Raw genomic sequence first — 23,307 nt, forward strand, 5'->3', positions numbered from 1 at the left:
TGCGGCCGATGGAGACAGAGTTAGCCTTCGGGGGTATCCGTTTCGCAGACGGGTCCACCAGAAGCTTTGCGGACCTCATCGCCGCTGCGGTCGAAACCGGCGGGGTTGACAGCCAGGGCGTGCCCTCGAACGATACGCTTGTCGGAACCTCAGGCAGCGATGTCATGGATGGCCGTGCCGGCAACGACACGCTCATTGCCGGCGCCGGCGATGACATCCTCCTGGGCGGGAACGGTGCCGACAGTCTGGACGGTGGTTCCGGCCGCGATGTCCTCAATGGAGGCGCCGGCGGCGACATCTATCGCTTCTCCTCCGGATTCGGCAATGACCGCATCATTGACAGCCGCGAAGCGGGCGCGACGAATGCGATCGTCTTCGACGCGACCGTCGCTTCCACCGGCATTGCCATTTTTCACTCGCTCGATCGCCAGGATCTGATCTTGCGTTCGACGTCGACAGGAGACGCCATCGTTATCGCCGGTGCCCATGCCGACAGCGCGGCCGGTGTCGACGAGGTTCGTTTCGCCGATGGAGCGGTGTGGGCACGTGACCAACTCGTTGCTGCGGCGGCCTTGCCCACCGGCGGCATCGTCACCGGGGATGCGGCTGACGGAAGCCTGTCGGGAACGGAATTCGATGACCTTATTCAAGGAGGCGACGGTAGCGAAACGCTGTCCGGCGGAGCCGGAAACGACGTGATCGACGGCGGATGGGGCAACGACGTTCTGATCGGCGGCGCCGGCGACGACACGCTTTCGGGGGGCAATGGCGACGACATCTATCAATTCTCGGCTGGCTTTGGCTTCGACCGCATCGAGGTTTCCGACAGGTGGGCCTGGGACTACGACGTGATCGCTTTCGACGCGACCATCGCCACAGGTGACGTTCATATCTCCTTCGCGCACAGTGACGGGGAGTATTATAAAAGGCTGTTGACGATCACCGGCAGCAACGACAAGCTCCTTCTGTCGATTCTTGACCGCTATGACCAGATCCGCTTCGCCGACGGGACGATTTGGACCTATGACGACATCGATGCCCGAACCGAGGCGGCAAAGGAGACGCGCGTGTGGGGCGACCTCGGGACCGAGGTTGTCGGCACCGGTGGCCGCGACACGCTTCGAGCCAATGACGGTGTCGATACCTTGCTTGAAGGACAGGCCGATAACGATGAACTTTTCGGCGCGTCTGGCAACGATATTCTCGACGGCGGGGCAGGTAACGACACGCTCGACGGTGGTTCAGGTTCCAACACTTTCCGGTTTGCGGCGGGCTTCGGTCGCGATCTCGTTACTGCGCAACGAGGCGACACCGACGTCAACCACATCGAGTTCGCGACCGGAATCAATCCAGACGATATCATCATAGAACACCATCTCCGATCGAGTGTGCAGGAAGATGTGATCCTTCGCATAAAAGGAAGCGGCGACCGGGTCACGCTGGCGAGTGGTCTCAATTGGGGAGGCTACGATATCCGCTTCGCCGACGGGACGATCTGGAACAAAGACGACGTTGAAGCACGTTGGGTTAATGTAGATCAGATCGGAATCTTTGGTGATCCACTCGGTACGCCGATAGTCGGTGATGCCACCGCCGACGATATCAGCGGTAGCTCCGAAGGCGATCACCTCGAGGGACGCGCCGGCAATGACAGCCTGGAGGGAGACGATGGTGCTGACGTCCTCATCGGAGGCACGGGTAACGATCGGCTCGCCGGTGGCGGAGGTGGCGATATGTATCGCTTCTCGCGCGGCGATGGCGAGGATCGCATCAAGGATTCCGCCCAGGATGGCGCGCCCAACATTATCGAATTCGACGCCACCGTCGACCCGGCAGAATTGTCGGTTTTCACCGGCAACAAGGATTTATCCGGGACCTATTATCTCACTATCGCCGGGAGTGAGGATCGCATCTGGATCGAGCGCTCCGGACGCGATGCGGTCATCGCCGAAATTCGCTTCGCCGATGGCACCACCTGGACCGCAGCCGATGTCGAAGCTCGCCTGACCTATCTGCAGAGACCGACGATAACGAGTTCGCTGAGCGGTGCTCATATGATCGGCACGGCTGGCAGCGACGTCTTGACCGGAACCTCCGGTCCCGATGAGATCGTTGGCCAATCCGCGATAGAATGGAAACCTGTTGGCGACAATTTGCTCGTCAACGGCAGTTTCGAGCAATGGGCTTCCAATGCGGTTCCAGGTAAAGGTGGGTACAGGGCGGCAACGCTTCCCGGCTGGATTCGTCTGTCAGGAACTGAGCCTGATAACTCGCTGGGGGTCGAGATCAAGGCATCGCCGTACGCAGACGTCGTGACACACGATGGTGGTTACTGGCTGGATCTGGATGGGAAGGATGATGGTGTTCGCGACGGTGATCCGCGCAGCAACCTTCACATTGCCCAGGACGTGTTCGATCTTCAGTCCGGAGAGACACTGGCTGTAAGCTTCGACGCTTCGCGAGGGAACACTTTCTCTGACGGCTCTTTTGACGTGCTATGGAATGGAAATGTCGTTTCGACAATAAACCGCGCCCAACGCACCATGGAGCGATCGTCGATCCTGCTTTCGGCGCAAAACGGAAAAAATCGTCTGGAGTTCAGGGGAACCGGATACCCGGACGATTACGGTGCTGCTCTGGACAACGTCGTCCTTTCGCGCGTCGTAAGTGTGCCGTCGAAAATGATTGGTGATGATCAGCTATCGGGTCTCGATGGCGACGATATCATTTGGGGCGGTGCAGGCGACGATGCGATCTCGGGTGGGCGCGGGAACGATGCGCTTTATGGACAGGGCGGCAACGACACCGTCGCCGGGGATGAAGGCGACGACATTGTCATCGGCGGTACCGGCTTGGACAAGCTCGCCGGCGGCGCTGGCAACGATATCTATCGCTTCGCGGCGGGCGACGGTCAGGACACCCTCACGGACGCGTCCGGCGTGGACCGGATCGAATTCGGCGCTGGGATCGATCCGGCCGACGTGGTCGTCCGCCTCCTTGGAGATACCGGGACCCTTGCAGTCGCCTTCCGCAACAGTGACGACCGAATCACCATCGTCAACGGTACCGCGACGGATGGCCGGGCGATCGAGAGCTTCGCCTTCGCGGACGGCACGGTCTGGAGCTTTGCGGACATCGCCGCGCGCTGGAAAACTCCGACGTCCGGTGCCGATCTCATCATCGGTACGGGCGAGAGTGAGACGCTGCATGGCGGTGCCGCCAATGACCGGCTCTACGCATCGGGCGGAACCGACACGCTCTATGGCGATGCCGGCGACGACGTCCTGACCGGGTCGGACGGTACGGATATTCTGATCGGCGGGGCGGGCAGCGACTCGCTGCAGGGCGGTCTCGGCGACGACGTCTATCGCTGGGGACGTGGCGACGGCAACGATACGCTGACCGAAACAGGCGGCAGGGACCGGATCGAGCTTGGCGTTGGACTTACGCCGGACGACCTCACTGTCGCCGCGATCGATGCGGCCAGCCTCGTCCTGCGCATCCGCGACACCGGCGAAGAGTTGAAGCTCGTCGGCGTCCTGTCGTCGACAAGTCAGGCGATCGAGAGCATCGCCTTCGCTGACGGCACGGTCTGGGCGGTGCGCGAACTTAGGAACCAGTCCCTGACAGGCGGGTCCGGGGCGGACACGATCATCGGCACGGGTGATTCCGATCGCATCGATGGCCGTGCGGGCAACGACATAATCACAGGGCTAGACGGCGACGACATCTTGTTCGGCGGTGCTGGCGACGATCGCCTCGACGGAGGTCGCGGAAACGACCGCCTCGTCGGCGGCACGGGCACGGATACGCTGACCGGCGACGCCGGTAGCGACACCTATGCCTTCGCGTCCGGTGACGGTGACGACACGATCATCGACCAGGGCGGCTCCGGCACGGATACGTTGCGAATCGAGGGCTACGGGCTCGGGGACATTCGCTTCGGCGCTCTCGGCGGCGATCTTATCGTCCGCTTCGCCAACAGCGCCGACCGCATTGTCGTGCGCAATGGCCTCGCGGCAGTCTCGCCAGACGGGATCGAGCTGTTCGAGATCGCACTCGACGGCGTCACCCTGACACTCGCAGATGTGCGAGCGCGCCTCGTTGACGATGTCCCCGTGACCGGCCAGTGGCTCGTTGGTGGCGCCGGAGCCGATACGCTCGTGGGCGGGGCAGGCAACGACTATATCCGCGGCGGCGATGGTGCCGACATCCTGACGGGCGGCGACGGAGACGACAATTTCGCCGACCTCTCGGCCGATGCCTTCGTCGACACCCTGACTGGCGGCAATGGCCGCGATACCTACTACTTCCTGTCTGTCCGCCGGGGCTCCGACCCGATCGTCGCCGACGAGATTATGGACTTCCAGGCCGGTGCCGGTGGCGACGTAATCCGCCTGCTGGTCAGCAATCCGAACCCGTTCGAGGGCGGGGCCATCTGGCTCGCCCAGGCTGGCAACGATACGCTCGTGATGATGCGGGGCATTGACGGCCCCGACCAGGCGCTGGTGCGTCTCCTTGGCGTGCAGGCCGATACGCTGACCTCCGCCAATTTCGACGGTGTCCCGATCGCGATCGATAATTCCGTCCGGATCAGCGATGACAATACGGGTCGCGCCCTGCACGGCAGCGCGCTCGACGACCGCATCTTCGGTAACGGTGGCAATGACACCATCCATGGATACGCCGGCAACGACCGCCTCTCCGGCGGCGCAGACGACGACGATATCGAAGGTGGTCTGGGAGATGATCTGATCGCCGGCCAGGAGGGCGCGGACCGCCTCATCGGCGGCGGCGGCAATGACGTGCTTTCAGGCGGGACCGGCGACGACGTCCTGATAGGCTACGGCGACGGCAGCTTCGACACCGACCTCGATGTTTTCGAAGGCGGCGAAGGAGACGACCGGCTCTCCGGCGGCGGCAGGGACATCTACCGGTTTGCGCGCGGCGACGGCCGCGACGTCATCACCGACCTCGGCGGCAACGACCGGATCGAATTTGCAGCCGGCGTCAGCGCGGCCGATGTGACGGTCGGGCAGATCGGCCGCGATCTCGAACTGCGCATCTCCGGTGAGGGCGGACGTATTCGTCTCGTCGGTGCACTGGACGGTACGAGCGTGATCGAGACCGTCGCCTTCGCCGATGGAACGATCTGGTCCTGGAACGATGTCCTTCTGCAATCTCTCGAGGGCTCTTCGGGCGACGATATGCTTGCAATTCCGACCGCTTTCACGGCGGGCCACATTCTGAACGGCAAGGCCGGAAACGACATCCTGCAGGGCTCCTCCGGCGTCGATGTGCTCATCGGGGGCTCAGGTAACGACACGCTCATGGGTGGCCTTGGTGACGACACATACGTCTTCGCCCGGGGTGACGGCCAGGATGTCATCCGGGATGCGGCTGGCGTCAACAGCCTAAACTTCGCCGCCGGCATTCTCTCCTCTGAAATTCGCGCCGTGCGCGGCGCGTCCAATCTCGTCCTCGAAATCATCGGTACCGGCGATCGCATCGATCTCGGTTCGCCCGCCGTGCCGGGCATGGGCGTGTCGCGGGTGACTTTCGCCGACGGCACGATCTGGAACGAAGCGACGCTGATCGCGCTCGCCCGAGCCGCGAGCGATGGCGACGACGTCATTTACGGCGACGAGTTCGACAATGTGCTCGCCGGCGGAGCCGGCGACGACATCCTGATCGGTAAAGGCGGAGCGGACAGGCTCGACGGCGGGCAGGGGAACGATCGCCTCGAAGGCGGTCTCGGCAACGACACCTACCTCTTCGCGGCGGATAATGGTCATGATCGCATCGTCGATGCGGGCGGCAACGACACGCTTCAGCTCGCGCCAGGAATTGCGCCTGACGGCATTACCGTCGCACAGAGCCGCGATGGCACCGATTTCACGCTGATCGTCAAGGCGAGCGGAGCGCGGATCACGATCGCCGACGCCTTCGCGGCGGGTGCCGTGGAACAGATCCGCTTTGCCGACGGCACGGTCTGGGGCATCGCCGATCTGATCGAGCGCGCGCCGAGCTTCGACGATGATGTGTTGAACGGTAATGGCGACGCCAATGTCATGGCTGGCGGTCTCGGCAATGACCACCTGTCCGGCGGTGGCGGCAACGATATCTACCGCTTTGCGCGCGGTGACGGCAGCGACGTCATCGATGATCGGGCATCATCGGCAGCCGATCGGCTCGAAATCAGCGGCTATACCGCGACCGAGATCAGCTTTCATCGCCTCGCGGCGGACGGCAACGATGTCGCGATCCGCTTCTCGGGCACGACCGACCAGATTGTCATGGTTAACGCCCTCGGGGCGAGCAATGCCGGTATCGAGACGATCACGCTGGCCGATGGATCCCGGTTCGCTGCCGCCGATATCCGCAGCGCCATTCTGGCGAGCTTGACCACGGACGGCAACGACATCGTCATCGGTACCGACAGCGCCGATAGCCTCACCGGCGGCAAGGGCAACGACCTGCTCCAGGGTGGGCGCGGCGATGACGCCTACCTCTATCGGCGCGGTGACGGCGACGACCGGATCGTCGGCCTCGGCGGTGGCGCGGATGTCCTGAGCCTTGTCGACTATAATCCCGCAGACATCGTTTCGGCCGTGCGTGCCGGTCCGGACAGCAACGACCTCGTCGTCACCTTCGCGGGCGCCGGAGATCGCGTCGTTCTGGTGGATGCGCTCGCATCGTCCAATGGTTGGTTCGGCACCGTCAATATCCGTTTCGCCGAAGGGACGATCTGGAGCCGCGACGCCATGAGGACGCGGGCGCTCTCGGATATCGACGGCGCTGGCAACGACAATATTTATGGTTTTGACGGCGCCGATACATTCGGCGCGCGGGCGGGCAACGACCTGCTCGCGGGCGGCGAGGACGGAGATCTCTATGTTTTTGGCCGTAGATCTGGAAACGACACCATCGTCGATTCCGGCTCCTCTGGAACCGACAAGATAAAGATCCTGGATTTCGCCTCGACCGACGCGAGCGTCGAGCAGCTTTATCGCGGCTCCGAGGCGATCGTCATCCGCTTCACCGGCAATTCCGCCGACAGCCTGACCGTCTTTGATGCCCTGTCCAATAGCGCCAAGGGTATAGAGAGCTATGGCTTCGCCGACGGGGTGACCTGGACGAAGGACACCCTCCGGCAGCTGCTCGGCAATCGCGCGCCGACTGCGCTCGGCGACGGCTTCTTCTCGGTCACGACCGGGGTCGAGATCGTCATCAAGGCGTCCGACATCCTGCGCAATGACTTCGACGCGGACGGCGACAGCCTCACCATCGTCGATGTCAGCGCAGGCGACACCGGTGTCGCCGCTCTCGATGCGCAAGGTAACATCCGGTACAAGGCCTTGAACGGCTATTACGGGCCGGCCACGATCACCTACACCATTTCGGATCGCCATAACGGCTTCGCCACGGCCGGAATCGATCTGCGCGTGCGCCCCGTCGCTACCGCTTATCCGGACAGCGGGTTCTCGGTTGCTGAAGACAATTCGCTCGTCATCAGAGTCGAGCGCCTTCTCTCCAACGACCTCGATGGCGACCGCATGATCGTCGGTCAGGTTTATGGTGCCGTGAACGGCGCCGTTGCGCTCGCCAGTGACGGCAACATCACCTTTACCCCGAACGCCGACTTCAACGGCGAGGCCGAATTCACCTATGTCGCGAACACGCCCGAGGGCGGCCGCGCGGAGGCGAAAGTCCTCATTCAGGTGACGCCGGTCAACGATGCGCCTGTTGCCCATGACGACAAGGCCAGCGCAATCGCCGAAGGCGCGTCCTTTACGCTGGATCCGCGCACTCTGCTTGCCAACGACACCGACGCCGACGTCGACTTGCTTTCGGTCAAGTCGGTGGCTTCGAGCGCCAATGTCGCTGTGTCGATCGGCGAGGACGGTCTCATCCATGTCGCCGCTCGTGCGTATTACTGGGGCGACGCCTGGTTCGACTATAGTGTCTCCGATCCGAGCGGAGCGACCGCGACAGGCCGCGTCCGCTTCAACGTGAACCCGGTCAATGACGCGCCGGAAGCCCATAGCGATCGGTTCGAGACGACGGACTCAGGCGATCCCATCCGCGAGGACAACCCGATCGTTATCGGCGTCGACCGGTTGCTCGCCAACGACGTCGAGCATGATGGCGAGACCATGACGGTGACGGCCATTCGCAACAGCCATGGCGGCGTTGCGACGCTGCTTGAGAACGGAACCGTTCTCTTCACGCCCACGCCCGATTTCAACGGCGAGGCTCGATTCGACTACCAGGTGGATGACGGCCACGGCGGAATTGCCTGGGCGCGCGCGACCCTCGTTTATCAGGCGGTCAACGACCTGCCGGTGGCCCGCGAAGACAGCTACAGGAACCCCGCGCTTCCGATGCTGCGTGGTTTCGAAGATCAGGCGATCGAGATTCCGATCATCGAGCTCCTGAAGAATGATTCCGATCCCGAAGGCTTCTCGGTCCGGTTCGAAAGCGCCGGCAACGCCATCCACGGCGACATCGAGATCACGGATCGCGGCACTATTATCTTCCGGCCCGACGCGGACTTCTGGGGCGAAGCGACCTTCAGCTACGTTGCTTCCGATAATGAGGGTGCGGTTGACGGCGAGACAGTGAGGCTCTGGTTCGAGAATGTCGGTGACGCGCCTCCCGTCGCTCACCGCGACGCCATCTATGTCAACGAAGATATTCCGGTTGTCATTCCGGTCGACCAGCTCCTGGCAAATGATACGGATATCGACCGTGATCCGCTTCGGCTGGTCAGCTGGCGTTATACGAACATGCTCGATGCGCTCACATTCGGCACCGACGCGGGGCAGAAGATCAACGGCACAATCGAATATGACGGGAATGGCAACCTCGTCTTCACGCCCCACCGTGACGCCAGCATGAGCAGCGGCTTCGTCTACAGCGTCAGCGATGGCGCCGATGGGCAGAGCGAGGGTTATGTCGATATTGTCGTCGTGCCGACCAACGACGACCCGACGGTTGGCCAGGATGAGGGTTTCGTGACCTCACTCGACGCGCCGCTCGTTCTACGCGTCAGCGATCTTCTCAAGAACGACTACGATATCGAGCAGGCCGACCACGACGGCGATGGACGGATTGATGTCGATCTCGACAATCCAAATCGGCCGCGCCCCATCTTCGTCGGCGTCGACGGTGTCTATGACGCTGATGCCCTTGCTCTTGGTCAGCGGGTTCCGCGCGGCGATGCCGAAATCGTCGACTGGAACGGCGAGAAATTCATCCTGGTGCGTTTTGCGTCCGGCTTCAGCGGCAACGTGGCCGTCGAATATCGTATCGCCGATGCCGATGGCGCGACCGATACGGGCTTCGCCATGGCGACCGTTGCCAGCAGTTATGACGGCCAGCTCCTCGGCACCCCGAAGGCGGATTACCTCGCCGGAACCCTCGGCGTGGACAGGATTGAGGCCGGTGCCGGCAATGACTTCATCTTGGCGAGCGATGGGAAAGACATCATTCGCGCAGGTGCCGGCGACGATCATATAGACGCTGGCGCGGGAGACGACTGGATCGACGGCGGCGACGGTATCGATCACATCACTGGCAGCGACGGATTCGACACCGTCAGCTTCGAGACATCCGATTTCGGCGTCCGCGCGGACACCGAATCCCGCATCGGGCAGGGCGGTTACGCCCAGGGCGACACCTATATCGGCATCGAGTCGCTGATCGGATCGGCTTTCGATGACCGGCTCGGCGGAGATGTCAGTGATAATCGGCTCGAGGGCCGTGCGGGTCATGACATTCTGGAGGGCAGGGGGGGTAACGACACGCTTCTGGGCGGCGATGGTGACGACATCCTCATCGGCGGCGGCGGCGCGGATATCCTCGATGGCGGAGAGGGCAACGACACGGCCGATTACAGTCTCGGCTCGGTCGGAATCTCCGTCTCGCTGGTCGCCGGCACCGCGCATGGTGGCGACGCGGAAGGCGATGTCACTAGGAACATCGAGAACCTCACGGGCACCGACGCCAATGATGTTCTTGAGGGCGACGCGGGCGCGAACATTCTGTCGGGCGGGCGCGGCGATGACAGTCTCATCGGTGGCGCCGGCGACGATATCCTGATCGGCGGCCGTGGCGCGGATCAGCTCATTGGTGGTGACGGCGGCGATACGGCCGACTATACGATGTCGGCCGACGGCGTGATCGTCGACATGGAGAACGGCGCGGCCGGCGGCGGCGACGCACGCGGCGACAGCTTCTCCGGGATCGAGATCGTCCAGGGATCCTATCACGATGACATCATCCGGGGCGATGACGGGAACAACCGTATTCGCGGTGGACGCGGAGCCGATATCATTGACGGTCGCGGCGGTCTCGACATTGCCGACTACAGCCGGGCGGACGAAGGGGTGGTGGTCAATCTGGCGACCGGGCTCGGCACGGGTGGCGAGGCGGCCGGCGACCGGCTGATCTCGATCGGAATGCTGGTCGGTTCGCTCCGGGCTGACGAATTCATCGGTAGCAGCGGCAACGATTGGTTCCAGGGACTTCGCGGTGACGACATTCTCACCGGCGCCGCCGGTTCCGATACCTATCTCTTCGGCTTCGACGACGGACGCGACGTCATCAGAGAAAAGGGCACAGCGAGCGATATCGACCGCCTCGTTCTGGCGTCTCCGATCGTACCGAAGGATATCTCGGTCGTTCGCGAGGGCAATGATCTGCTGCTCGAATTCGAGCGCCAGGACGGTTTCCTCGTCGACACGGTCCGCGTGACAGACCACTTCCTTGGGCGCGAGACCGGCATTGAAGAGGTCGTCTTCTCCAACGGCATCGTCTGGACGCGCGAGCGCATCGACGAGCTGCAACGCCTCGGTGGCTTCAACGCCGCAGACGACATCGCGCGGCTCGGCCGCGAGGACGAACCCGTCGTCATCGATCCTGCGACGCTGTTTGCCAATGATGGCGATCTCGGAAGCCTCGAATTGACGCTCATCGGGGTCGAGAAGCCGGTCAACGGCACCGTCCGCATCCGTCAGGACGGCAAGATCGAGTTCCTGGGTGTTCAGGATTTCAATGGCGACGCCTTCTTCTCCTACACCGTCCGCGATCAGTTCGGCCGGGAGTCCTCGGCCGGGGTCGAGGTTGATCTGGCGGCGGTGAACGACGCGCCGATCGCGGTGAACGACCCATTGGTCTATGCGGTCGAGGATCGGATTCTGCGCATCCGCATCGACACACTGCTCGCGAATGACTTCGACGTCGACGGCGATGCTGCCGTGGAGGAATTGCGGATCGTCGCGATAGCACCACTGACCAACACGGCCGGCGAGGACATCGACAAGTACAAGGACAGCGATCACCCCTTCGCGGCGACCAACGCCACGGCCAAAATCCGCGGCGACTACATCGAGTTCAAGCTGCGACCCGATTATTTCGGCCCGGCTGGCTTCATCTACACGCTCTCGGACGGAAATGGCGCGACCTCGACCGCAAAGGTCGAGATATCGGTCGCGCCTGTCAACGACGCGCCGCGCGACCGCGATACCTATCACTGGATCCGCCTGGGACGGGACACGACCGTTACCGTCGCCGATTTGATGGCCAATACCCACGACATCGAAGGCGACAGCTTCACCTTCGTCGGCCTGCATGGTGGTCTGGATGGCAATCCGGGCAATAACGGCAGCGTCTTCTTCGATCAGCCAGGCGGCGTCATAACCTTCACGCCCCGGGCGCTTGGCCCGGGCAGCATCGAATACGATGTTGTCGACGCGCGCGGCGCGGCGGCGACGCTCACTTATGACTTCAAGGTCAGGCCGCTCAACGATCCGCCCAGGGCCTATAACGATTACGGTTTCAGGACGCTTGAGGATCAGGTTCTCGTGATCGACCCGGTATCCTTGCTGGCCAACGACACCGACGAGAACGGTGACGTTCTCGTACTCGAGAATATCGCGCGCTTCGCCGATGGTGGAAAGGCCCGCCTGCGCGCGGATGGCATGATCGAATTCCGCCCGATCGCCGACTACAACGGTGCGGCTGGCTTCCGATACACCATCAGTGACGGGCGTGGGGGCACTTCGAGCGCCTATATCGCGATCACGGTTCTGCCGCGAAACGAAGGCCCGATCCTTCGTAACGACCTCGTGAACGGCTATGAGGATGGACCGCTGCTGGTCATTCCTGCTGAGGCCTTCGGCAATGACGTCGAGCCCGATGGCGACGTCCCGTTCTTCAAGCGCGCCGACGTGGTCGGCGTGGTCGACCACCGCTACCTCTCGGCAGGCTATAAGGTCGATGCGGCGATGGCGGATGGGTCAGCGCTGCCGTCCTGGCTGCATTTCGATGCGACGACGATGCGCTTCATCGGCACGCCGCCCGCGGGCACCAGGACTGTCTCCGTGGATGTCTGGGTCACCGACCCCGCCAACGGCCGCGTCTTCAATTCCCGAATGGAGCTTGCGGCCGGCAAGATTTCGGAAGGCTTCGATGCGCGTTCCGTCGTGTTCGGCGGTTATGAAATCCGCTCTGCCTTCGCGGTCGATTTCGAATTCGGCGCCCGTGATCTCGACCAGCACACGAAGGTGTCCGCCAAGCTCGTCGATAACTCGGCCTTGCCGTCATGGTTGGTTTTCGATGCCGAGGCGCTCCGCTTCACTGGCACGCCGCCTGAAGGCGTGACGGCGCCGCTCGAAATCGTACTGACGTTCACGCGACAGCCTGAGGGCGCCGAGACGCCGTCGGTCTTCACCGACAAGATGACGATCGACCCGGCGTCGCTCGCAGCCGGCGTCGCCTATGACAGTTCGCTTGCGCTCTTCGACATGCGCGGTGGCACGGTGGCGGCTGCAATTGTCGGCGGCCGACCGCTGCCCGATTGGCTCTCCTTCGACGCCGTGACCCGCAGCGTGAGCCTCTCCGGCTTCGCACCGGACGGCGACGCGCAGTCAGCCCGTTTGCAGGTCGTGTTCACGCCGGCAGCACGCGATCTGCCGACCGATGTCTATGCTTCGAGCAACCGGGGCTTCACCTTGGAATTCGTGATTGACCCGTATGCGGACCTGGCCGCCCAGCTCGCTTCGATCAACCGGGCTCTCGAAGGCGAGGCCTATTTCGCCGAACAGGGCCTCTTCGCCCTCGATCTGAAGGGCGCGGGTCCGATTTCGGCCGCGCGCGAGAGTGGCGCTCCGCTTCCGGACTGGCTCTCCTTCGATGCGGGCAGCATGCGCTTCTCCGGTTCGCCGCCGCCAGCCTGGATCGGCGCGGTTCCTGTCCGGCTCGACATAGCCGCCGGCGCTGGACATGCGGCCATGTCTGTTATCACCGAAGCCGTCGTCGACGACACCTTCAAGATTGGGCGGATTTCCGCCTCGACGATCCTGTCGGCAGAGCAGCTCCGGCTCCTGGTCCCTCCCGACTTCAACGGTACCGTCGTGCTCGGATACGACGCGACCGACGAGAAGGGCGGGACCTCCACCAAGCCGGCCTTCATCTTCTACGACATCAAGCCGATGCGGGAGCGGCCCGACACGGCCAGCGACGAACTTGCCGGACGAGAGGGCGAGGCGACGCGCTTCGCCGTTACCGATCTTCTGCGCAACGATTTTGACCGCGATCGCGATCCCTTGCGGATTCTCTCGTTCGGGCAACCGCAGAACGGCACGCTCGCGATCGAGCTTGCCCATGTCGTTATTGCCGCGCCGACAGGGCTCGACCAGCGCGCCGGCGCGATCTGGAGCGTCACCCTGGCTGACGGATCGGCGCTCCCGGTCTGGCTTGCGGTCGATCCCACGACCGGAACGCTCTCGGGCGACATTCCGCTCGCCTTCGCGTCGAGCCTCGACATTCGCTTCACACGCGTCGTCGACGGCGACAGCGCCACGCTCACCCGGCGCTTCGACGGAAATGCCGGAGCCTACGCTATCTACACCCCGAACGGCTCGTTCTCGGGCGACGATGGCTTCTCCTATGTCGTCACCGACGACCGCGAAGGTCCATCGACGGGTTCGACCGTGGTCCATGTCGCGGCCCTCTACGATCCGCCGAGCGCTGTCGCCGACAAGGTCTTCGGTGCGGAGGACACGCCGCTCGTCATCGAGCCTCTGACGCTTCTTGCTAACGATTTCGACGTCGACGGCGATCCCATCCGTTTCGTCGGCGTCGCCAACGCGGCTCATGGCACGGTGAGCTTCGACGGCACCCGGATCGTCTTCACGCCCAACCATAATTTCGAGGGTGGAGCCTCGTTTGAGTATGTCGTGACCGACGACCGGCACGGTTCGAGCACTGGCAAGGTAGCCGTCAACATAGCATCGACGAACCGCGCGCCGAACGCCGCGACAGATGTCTTCGTGATGGACGAGGATACGCGCTTCGAGTTCACAGCGGCGCAGCTCCTCGTCAACGACAGCGATCCAGACGGGGACCGCATCACCTTTCAGTCGCTGTCGCGTGCCGCCGCTGGTGGCCGCATCACAGAGCTGCCCGGTGGGCGCTGGCAGTTCGTGCCGGACGAAAACGTTAACGGCTCGGTCAGCTTCAGCTACACGATCAGTGATGGTCGCAAGACTTCGACCGGGACGATCAGGTTCGACATCACGCCCGTCAACGATGCGCCCATAGCGAATCCTGACGGAGCGGGCACCACCAACGATCCGCGGGGCGTTTTCAGCACGATCCGCAACCAGGTGTTGGTGATCGATTTCGCCGCCCTCCTGGTCAACGACCGGGACGTCGAAGGCCATAACTTCGACATCGTCGAGATCTTCGACGGCGATCAGGGCAATGTCGTGCGTGTAGGCTCGACCGCCGTCTTCACCCCGGATCCAGATTATGTCGGCGATGCCGGTTTCCATTACCGCGTGGTCGATAGCCATGGCGCGTCCAGCACCGGCTACGCGACCCTGCTTGTCGCCCCGGATGTGCCGTTACCGATCCCCGTGTCGGATGCGGGCTTCGAAATGCTCGAGGATGGTTTCATCGACATCGATCCAGCGGCGCTGATGGCGAACGACCATGCGCCGGAAGGCTCGACCCTGACCTTCGTTGGAATCGAAGGCGCGGAGCCTCTTGCCAATGGCAAGTATCGGGTTACACCCGCGGCCGATTTCAATGGCGAGCTCGTCTTGCGCTATCGGATCAAGAACGAGCAGGACTTCCCCGTCTCAACGACCCTGACCGTCAAGGTGCTCCCCGTCGCCGATGCGCCTGTCGCGCGGCCCGATACGCTCGATATGGCTGAAGACGTTCCGCTGACCTTGTTCGCAAGCGGACTTCTGGCTAATGACAGCGATGCGGACCTGCAGGCCTTCATCTTGACGCGAGTCATGAACGCGCACGGTGTATCTGTCGCCGATCTCGGCTTTGGTCAGCTCCGCATCACCCCCGATGCCGATTTCAGCGGGCCGGCCTGGTTCGACTACGAGATCCAGGATAGTACCGGCCTGACCGCGACGACACGCGTCAGCATCACGGTCTCGCCTGTAAACGATGCTCCCGTGATCGCTGCAATCCCTGTCCTGAAGGGTACTGAGGATCAGCACTTCAGTGCCACGCTCCCGACCGGCTTCGTGACCGACGCCGATGGTGACGCGCTACTGGTCGAAATCCGGGGTAAGGACGGCGCTCCGCTGCCCGCATGGCTTGCCTATGATCCTGCTACACGCATGCTTTCCGGCGATCCGCCGACGAATTTCAACGGCGCGTTCCGGCTCGAAATCGCCGCCTTCGACGGCACGGCCCAGGTCATTCGCGAGCTTCTGGTCTCGATCGCACCGGTTCCCGACGCCCCGTTGATCACCCGTCAACTCACCGATATCGAGGTCAACGAAGATCAACCCTTCTCTGTGATGCTTCCGACCGATGCGTTCGCGGACCCCGACGGCGATCACCTGACTTTCACGGTCACGCTCGCCGATGGTACGCCCCTGCCGAGTTGGCTCTCCGTTTCGGAAAATGTCCTGTCCGGCACGCCGCCGCAGGACTTCACCGGCTCCCTCGCGATTACGTTCACCGCGAGCGATGGCGAGCTTGCCACGACCGCTCATCTGGCCCTCGTCGTGCGGCCGGTCAACGACGCACCCTCTCTCGCTCATGCGCTGGCGGACCAGACGAGCCGGCAGGGCGATCCGATCGACCTCATGATTGACGCGAGCGCGTTCGCAGATATCGACCAGGACGTTCTCGTTTTCTCGGCGCGACTTGCGAACGGCGATCCGCTTCCCGATTGGCTCCATTTCGATGGCGCCCGGTTCACGGGCACACCACCGCAAGCCTTCGTCGGTGTGCTCGACCTGGCCGTTACCTCGAGTGATGGCTCACAGGCGGCGACTGGCGCGTTCCGGTTCTCGATCGTCTCGGTCAATGCGGCTCCCATTCTCACGGCGCCGCTCGCCGACGTGTCCTCGCGGGAGGACGAACCTCTAGACATCCCGATCCCGGCTGGCACGTTCGCCGATCCGGACGGTGATTCTCTGACCGTCTCGGCGACGCTGGCCTCGGGCGATCCTCTCCCGGCGTGGCTGTCCTTCGACGGCAGCCGCTTCGTCGGGACGCCGCCGGCGAATTTCCACGGCGCCTTCGACGTGCGCGTCGCTGCGAGTGACGGCAAGCTCTCCGCCGCCGATGTCTTCCGGATATCCATAGAACCGGTGGACGATGCGCCGATCGTCACGCTGGCGCTTCCCGATATCACCTCGCCGGAAGATACTCCCATATCGATCGCGATCCCGGCCGGTCATTTCACAGATGCCGACAGTGATCTTCTGACCCTGACGGCGGCGCAGGTCGACGGGTCGACACTTCCGGAATGGCTGCACTTCGATGGTGCACGGTTCATGGGCACGCCGCCGGTCAACTTCAGTGGGGTGATTGACCTCAAGGTCACGGCAAACGACGGGGCGCTCACGACCAGCGACATTTTCCGGCTGACCATCACGCCCGCCAACGATGCGCCCGTTCTTTCGTCGCGGCTTGTCGATGTTGCCTCGCCAAAGGGCGTACGGCTCTCGTTCGCGGTGCCGGCCGGCACATTCGTGGACGTCGATGGCGATGTTCTTTCCCTCTCCGTCAAGCTCGCGGATGGAAAACCGCTCCCGTCCTGGCTGAGCTTCGACGGCGCTCGCTTCACCGGCACGCCTCCGGCCAGCTACGCCGGTGCGATCGACATTGTCGTGACGGCGAGCGATGGCCCGCTCGCGGCGACTGGCGTCTTCCGGCTCACGATCCCGACGGTCAACAATGCGCCCATCGTAGCGCTGGCGTTGCCTGACATCGCGTCTGCCGAAGACACGGCCCTCGTATTCGCCATTCCGGCTGGCAGCTTCTCCGATCCGAACGGCAATGCGCTGACCTACTCGGCGAAGCTATCGAGCGGCTCGGCGTTGCCGGCGTGGCTCTCTTTCGACGGCACGACCTTTAGGGGGACGCCACCAGCGAACTTCAACGGCTTCGTCGACATCCGCGTCACGGCCAGCGACGGTGTTCTGACCGCGAACGACGTCTTCCGGCTAACCATCACGCCGGTCAACGACGCCCCTGTGCTCGCTGTTCCGCTCCGCGACGCAGTAATTGCCGAAGACACGGCGATTTCGCTTAGCATACCGACCGGCAGCTTCAAGGATGTCGACGCCGATACGCTCATCTACAGCGCAAAACTGGCCGACGGCACCATGCTGCCCGGCTGGCTGAAACTGACGGGTACGCGCCTTATCGGGACACCGCCTGCGAACTTCAGCGGCGCTTTCGATATCATGATCACGGCAAGTGATGGAAAGGCGTCCGTCAGCGACATCTTCCGTCTGACGATCGATCCGCGCGGCGATCGGCCCGTTCTGTCGGTCCCGCTGCGAGACGTCGCTTCGCCGGAGGATATGCCGGTCTCGATCTCGATCCCGACCGGCAGCTTCTCCGATGTCGATGGGGACGTGCTCGCCTACGCTGCGACGCTTTCCAACGGGAGCGCGCTCCCATCCTGGCTCAGCTTTGACGGCACGCGCTTCACGGGCACGCCGCCGGCAAACTACAATGGGTCGATCGACATCAGGGTGACCGCGAGCGACGGGACCCTTTCGGTATCGGATATCTTCCGCCTGACGATCTCTCCCGTAAACGATGCGCCGGTGCTGGCAAAGCCTTTGTCGGATGTGTCCTCACCGGAAGACAAGGCGATCCTGGTAATGATCCCGGCCGGCACTTTCGCGGATGTCGACGGCAAGACCCTTACCTATTCGGCGCGGCTCGCGGACGGCAGGCCGTTACCGACATGGCTCAATTTCAACGGCAGCAGGTTTGCGGGAACTCCGCCTGCGAACTTCAATGGCAGTCTTGAGATCACGCTGACCGCCAGCGATGGCTCGCTCACCGCGAACGACCAGTTCATCCTGAAGATCACGCCCGTCAACGACAATCCCGTCGCGGCAAACGACGGTCCGTTTATCGTCGCCCGCGGCGAGACGTTGACGGTCGCCCAAGCTGCGTTGCTTGCCAACGACAGTGATGTCGATGACGACCTTTTGACTCTGACTTCGCTCGGCGTGCCCGCCAAGGGCAGGGTGGTTCTCGACGCGGGCTACATCCGCTATACTCCCGATTTTGGCTACGAGGGTACGGACAGCTTCACCTATCTCGCCAGCGATGGTTTCGGCACCGTGACCGGAACGGTACAGCTTTCGATTGTACGGGCCTTCGAAGGTTGGGCGCAAGGCACGACCGGCGCCGACGCCCTTACCGGCGTCGCTGGAGTGTCGAACAGCATCTATGGAGGCGGTGGCAACGACGTCATCAGCGGCGGCGACAAGACCGATCGGCTGGCCGGCGGCGTCGGCCATGATCTCCTGTACGGAGGCGACGGAGACGACGAATTCTGGGGCATGGCCGGAAACGACTTTGTCTATGGCGGCAACGGTACCGATACGGTTTATTTCAACGGGCTGCGCTCAAGCTATTCGATCACGACAAGCGCAGGCGCCGTCAAGGTCACCGACAACCAGCCCGGCGTGAACGGCGATGACGGTACCGACAGAATGTCCAGTATCGAGCGCCTGATCTTCCGCAACAACGAATCCATCGCGTTGGCGGCCCCGATCATCCTCGATCTCGACGGGGCAGGGATTCAAACCGTCTCCGCCGCCCAATCGTCCGCTGCGTTCGATATCGATGGCGACGGGATCGCCGACGACACGAGCTGGATCGGCGAGACCGAGGCCTTCCTCTTCCTGGATCGGGACGGCGACGGGACGATCAGCGGCATCGGTGAAATGTCCTTTGTCGATGATCTGCAGGGAGCCCTGAGCGATCTCGAGGGCCTGCATGCCTTCGACAGCGACGGGGATGGATTGCTCTCTTCGAGCGATCTGCGCTTTAAGGATTTCCGAACCTGGCGAGACCGAAACGGGGACGGCCGCGCGCAGGATGGAGAAATCCGGATACTCGCGGACGCGCAGATCATGTCCATCAATCTTGGCGCGTCGGCTGTCGAGGGAAGCTGGCAGTTTGGCGAGACCGTTATCGTCAATCGCGGATTCTACACCAGAACCGACGGAATGGTGATGGAGTTCATCGATGCTGCGCTGTCTTCGACAGAGGTGGCGACGCAGAAAGCGAGTTCGCCTCATGTGGCACACGCATTGGACGAGACGGCAGCAGGCACAACGAAGCAGATCGCGTCCCTTCTCGCAGAGCTTGCCAGACCCACTTTCAATCCGCTTGCGGCATCGGTCTGGCCGGGAGAAGACGGTGTCTCGACCTGGCTTCAGGGCGGCCTTGCCCGGGCCAAGGAGGGTGAACTCGGCGGTATGCGCGCAATGGAGGATGCTCTTCAGAAACCAGGTCCAAGTCCAGCTGCGGGAGTGGCGACGACCGATAGCGGCGGGCTGCTCGCCCTCATTCGCCAGGACATGGTGGTGTTCGGCGCGAAGTCTGGCGAAAGTGGTCTCGCCTGGCAAAAGAATGAGGCATCGCGGCCCTTCGATTTCTTTGCATAGCCGTTTTCAGACTTCAATGACATAGCTGCAAGAGAGACGTGGGGAAATAGCGACGCCGATGGAGGGGTGACATCGTCGTCGATAAAGATACGCCGGGTTGGTCCCTAGAGCATTTCCGTCATTTTCTGAATCGGCTGGGATTCCCAAATGAGATTTGTTGTGATTCAGTGATGCTGGCTGGATGGAGGCCGGCATAAATGACCGCACCATTATCGAATGACCTTCGTGAACGTGTTGTCGCTGCGGTGTTGAGCGGCGAAAGTGTCAGGGCAGTGGTCGCCCGTTTCGAAATTGCCGTCTCTTCGGTGGTGAAGTGGTCCCAGCGCCATCGCGCGACCAGATCGGTTCGTCCCGGCAAGATGGGTGGCCATCGCAAACGCATTCTGGAGCCCTATCGTGATTTCATTGCCGAGCGGCTTGGTCAGAACCCGCATCTGACGCTGCATGGGCTGAAGGCTTGCAGTTCTGAATAGTCGGCCGAACCATAATATGGTTGTAAACGTGAAATCCCGGAACAGCCTCTAGGACCGCTCGCTCAACCGAGTATGCTCTGCTCAGGAAGCTCCAGAGCCGAAATAGCTCTGCCCAGTCTCCGGTACAAACAAATGCGCCAGGGTGGAGGGGACACCGAGGTCAGAAGTAATATCCATAGCTTAAAAGTACTGTGGCATTCGCGATTGCCGGATTTAACGATCTCGGTGAGGCTGCCGGGGATGCGGTCGAGTCGGATGACACGGACCGGATGGGGCTGCTTCTTAAATACTGTCCGTATTAGCTCAAGCCCCAAAAGAATCCCTCTCGACCAGTTCTAGGAGACCGTGCAGGATATGGTGCCTCGCCGGATTCTGAGACGATGCGATCAGTCATGGCGTCATTGTTTCGATCCGCAGCTTTCTCTTACGCAGAGTGTGTGCGGAAGATATTCGGTCATCAATGAAACCCTGCCGTTTTCCAGGTGTTGAACCAGTGCCTTTGCCCCAGTGTAGCCAAGCAGGTGACGGGGTATTTTAATCGTTGTCAGAGTTGGCGTGAATGCGCCGCTGACCGGATGATCGTCGAAGCCGACAAATGCGACATCCTCTGGTACCCTCATACCCAATTCCTTCGCCACCTGAATTGCCCCGAAAGCGAGCTCATCACTTGCGCATAAAATCGCGCTCAGCCGCGCTTGCCTGGAGCGAAGTTGCTGCATCGCCGCGCGTCCGGCGTCAATTGTGAAGGCTGGGAGATGGATAACCTCTATTCTGTCGGCCAACCCCGCCTCCGTCATGGCATCCGCATATCCTCTGGCCCGGGCTGTGAAAATGGGGCTGTCGCTTGGCCCGCTCAAATGAACGATTTCGGATTTCCCCAGTGAAAGCAGGTGCCGGGTGGCGTCATGGGCTGCCCTTCTGTCATCTATGCCAACAAAGGCTACATCCGGAATATCGACTGGACGCGAGATTGCGATGATGCGATGCCGGTAGTGCGGTGAAGCTGAAAGGCTCTCGGGGATTTTTCCGGTGAGGATAATGACACCGTCTGCTGCTCCGGCGACAAGTTGTTCCGCAAGCGCGGTTTCGCGTTCAGCATTTCCTTTCGTGCTTCCAACGATTACCCCGATGCCATGTTCTTCCAGAGCGTCCTCAATGCCGGAAATGATCTGAGGATGCGAAAACGCGGCGATATTGGGTAACATCACCAGGACCTGCCCGGCCTTGCGCGATCTCAGGCGTCGCGCGCTATGGTTGGCAACGTAGCCGTTCGCGCGGGCGATTTCGCCGATCCGCCTGCGAGTTTCTTCCGTCACTGCCCGGGAACCGGCCAATGCGCGGCTTACCGTTGACGGATTAACACCAGCAAGCCGGGCAATATCGACAATGGTGATTGCCGATCTTGTCGCCGGCTGTTCCGCCTGAAAATCCGTGTCGGTCACGATTGATCCATCCAGGCGTTGCAGGATGCCGTGCTCATTCCGTTTCCTCCTGCAACTCGTCCACGTAAGGCGCTATCACGAACTGCGGTACAAGCTGGGAGTATTTGGCGCGTTCCTCGGGGTCGAGACCCTCATCGGTAATGATCCGTGTAACACTCTCGATTGGTGCCGTGCGATAGATGGTCCGGCTGCCAAACTTGCTGCTGTCTACAAGCAACGTGGTCTCCGCGGCCGCCCCAATCATTGCTTTTTGCAGTTGGACCAGCTCAAGCGAGGTGTCGCTGACACATTCGGTGTCGACCGCCTGGGAGGAGAGGAAAAAGTGGTCGCATCGCAATTCGCGCACAAAATTGATGCCTGTTTCCCCCAGAAGCGAATAAGCACCGTGGCGACAGATGCCGCCGGGAACCACCAGCTTGATGTGCGGCTTGTTGGCCAGGATGTAAGCCACGTGGACGTCATTTGTCACCACGGTCAGCGGTATCGCAAGATCGGCAACAGCATGGGCAAATTGATGGAGCGTCGAGCGCGAATCAATCAGGATGCTCTGTTCGGGCTGCAGCAGCTTTGCGGCGGCTGCGGCAATCGCCCGTTTTTCCTCCACGGATGTCTGGCGCGCTTCCTCGACAAGCGGCTCATATGTCGTATTGCGTCGGACACGCACCGCACCGCCATGGGTGCGGCGGACGATGCCTTGCGAAGCCAGATAATCCAGATCCCGGCGAATTGTGGATATAGATGTGTTGAGGCGCTTGGCAAGTTCCTGACTGGACGCAACCTGGTTGGTGGCGAACCATTCCATGATTTTTTCACGCCGTTCCGCCGGCAGGAAGTCGTCCATCTGAATGGGATTGGTATCGGCCAAAAAATAAGTCCTCGAATTTATCGGTTTCGGCACATCTTACAGACAGGGTGAGAAAACTGAAAGCTGATGGCCAAACTCAAGGATGCTGGGGCGCCCCGGCCACTCCATTTCTGGTCTGGCCGGGTGCTTTTTTCACAGGCTGACGTTGATATATTCCGAACCAGCGGCACCAACGCCCTTGTAGGCGGTGACTTCGATCTCGACGCGGAAGTCCGGACCGCCAAGTGGAGGGCAGGTGACGGTGCTGCAGGGATCGATGCCGCGAAACTTCTCGCCGACATAGGCCATCACGGATGGCGCGTCTTCGACGTGGGGGATAACGACGCGCGAACGGACAACGTCGGCGAGCGTTGCTCCCACGGCCGCCAGCGCGCCTTCGATGTTGTGGAAGCACTGCTTGGCCTGCTCGACCGGATCGGTCGACATTTCACGGGTCTTGTAATTGCGGCCGGCCGTGTTGGAGACGAACACCCAGTTGTCCACTGCCACGACGCGTGAATAGCTTTCCTTTTCTTCGTAAAGGCTGCCCGACTTGACTTTCGTTACCTTGACCACGTTTG

4 protein-coding genes and 1 pseudogene (1 of these 5 cut by a window edge) are annotated in these 23,307 nt (G+C 62.0%); 2 read left to right on the forward strand and 3 right to left on the reverse strand.

What is annotated here, in order from left to right; genetic code table 11:
* On the forward strand, nucleotides 1–19,967 hold the 3' portion of the coding sequence (locus ACIQUH_RS07630) for a tandem-95 repeat protein (protein ID WP_400813474.1). It extends 12,610 nt beyond the left edge of the window; 19,967 of the gene's 32,577 nt are visible here — the last part of the coding sequence; its start codon lies beyond the left edge, outside the window; its stop codon occupies nucleotides 19,965–19,967.
* 197 nt (nucleotides 19,968–20,164) lie between these two features.
* Nucleotides 20,165–20,422, forward strand: a pseudogene (locus tag ACIQUH_RS07635) (IS630 family transposase); the annotation flags it as partial.
* A gap of 416 nt (nucleotides 20,423–20,838) precedes the next feature.
* Here the strand turns inward: ACIQUH_RS07635 and ACIQUH_RS07640 are convergent.
* From ACIQUH_RS07640 to ACIQUH_RS07650, 3 genes are all read right to left on the reverse strand, one after another.
* The gene (locus ACIQUH_RS07640) at nucleotides 20,839–21,882 is read right to left on the reverse strand and encodes a LacI family DNA-binding transcriptional regulator (protein WP_400813476.1); all 1,044 of its coding nucleotides are present in this window, start codon (nucleotides 21,880–21,882) and stop codon (nucleotides 20,839–20,841) included.
* Between the two features lie 34 nt (nucleotides 21,883–21,916).
* A complete protein-coding gene (locus ACIQUH_RS07645) occupies nucleotides 21,917–22,747 on the reverse strand; it encodes a DeoR/GlpR family DNA-binding transcription regulator (protein ID WP_400813477.1) in 831 nt (276 codons plus the stop codon).
* A 132-nt stretch (nucleotides 22,748–22,879) separates the two neighbouring features.
* On the reverse strand, nucleotides 22,880–23,302 hold the full coding sequence (locus tag ACIQUH_RS07650; protein ID WP_174032454.1) for a RidA family protein: 423 nt from the start codon (nucleotides 23,300–23,302) through the stop codon (nucleotides 22,880–22,882).
* Between the last annotated feature and the right edge of the window lie 5 nt (nucleotides 23,303–23,307).

It is taken from the genome of Agrobacterium sp. NPDC090283, from assembly GCF_044769685.1.
Taxonomy (GTDB): Bacteria; Pseudomonadota; Alphaproteobacteria; order Rhizobiales; family Rhizobiaceae; genus Agrobacterium.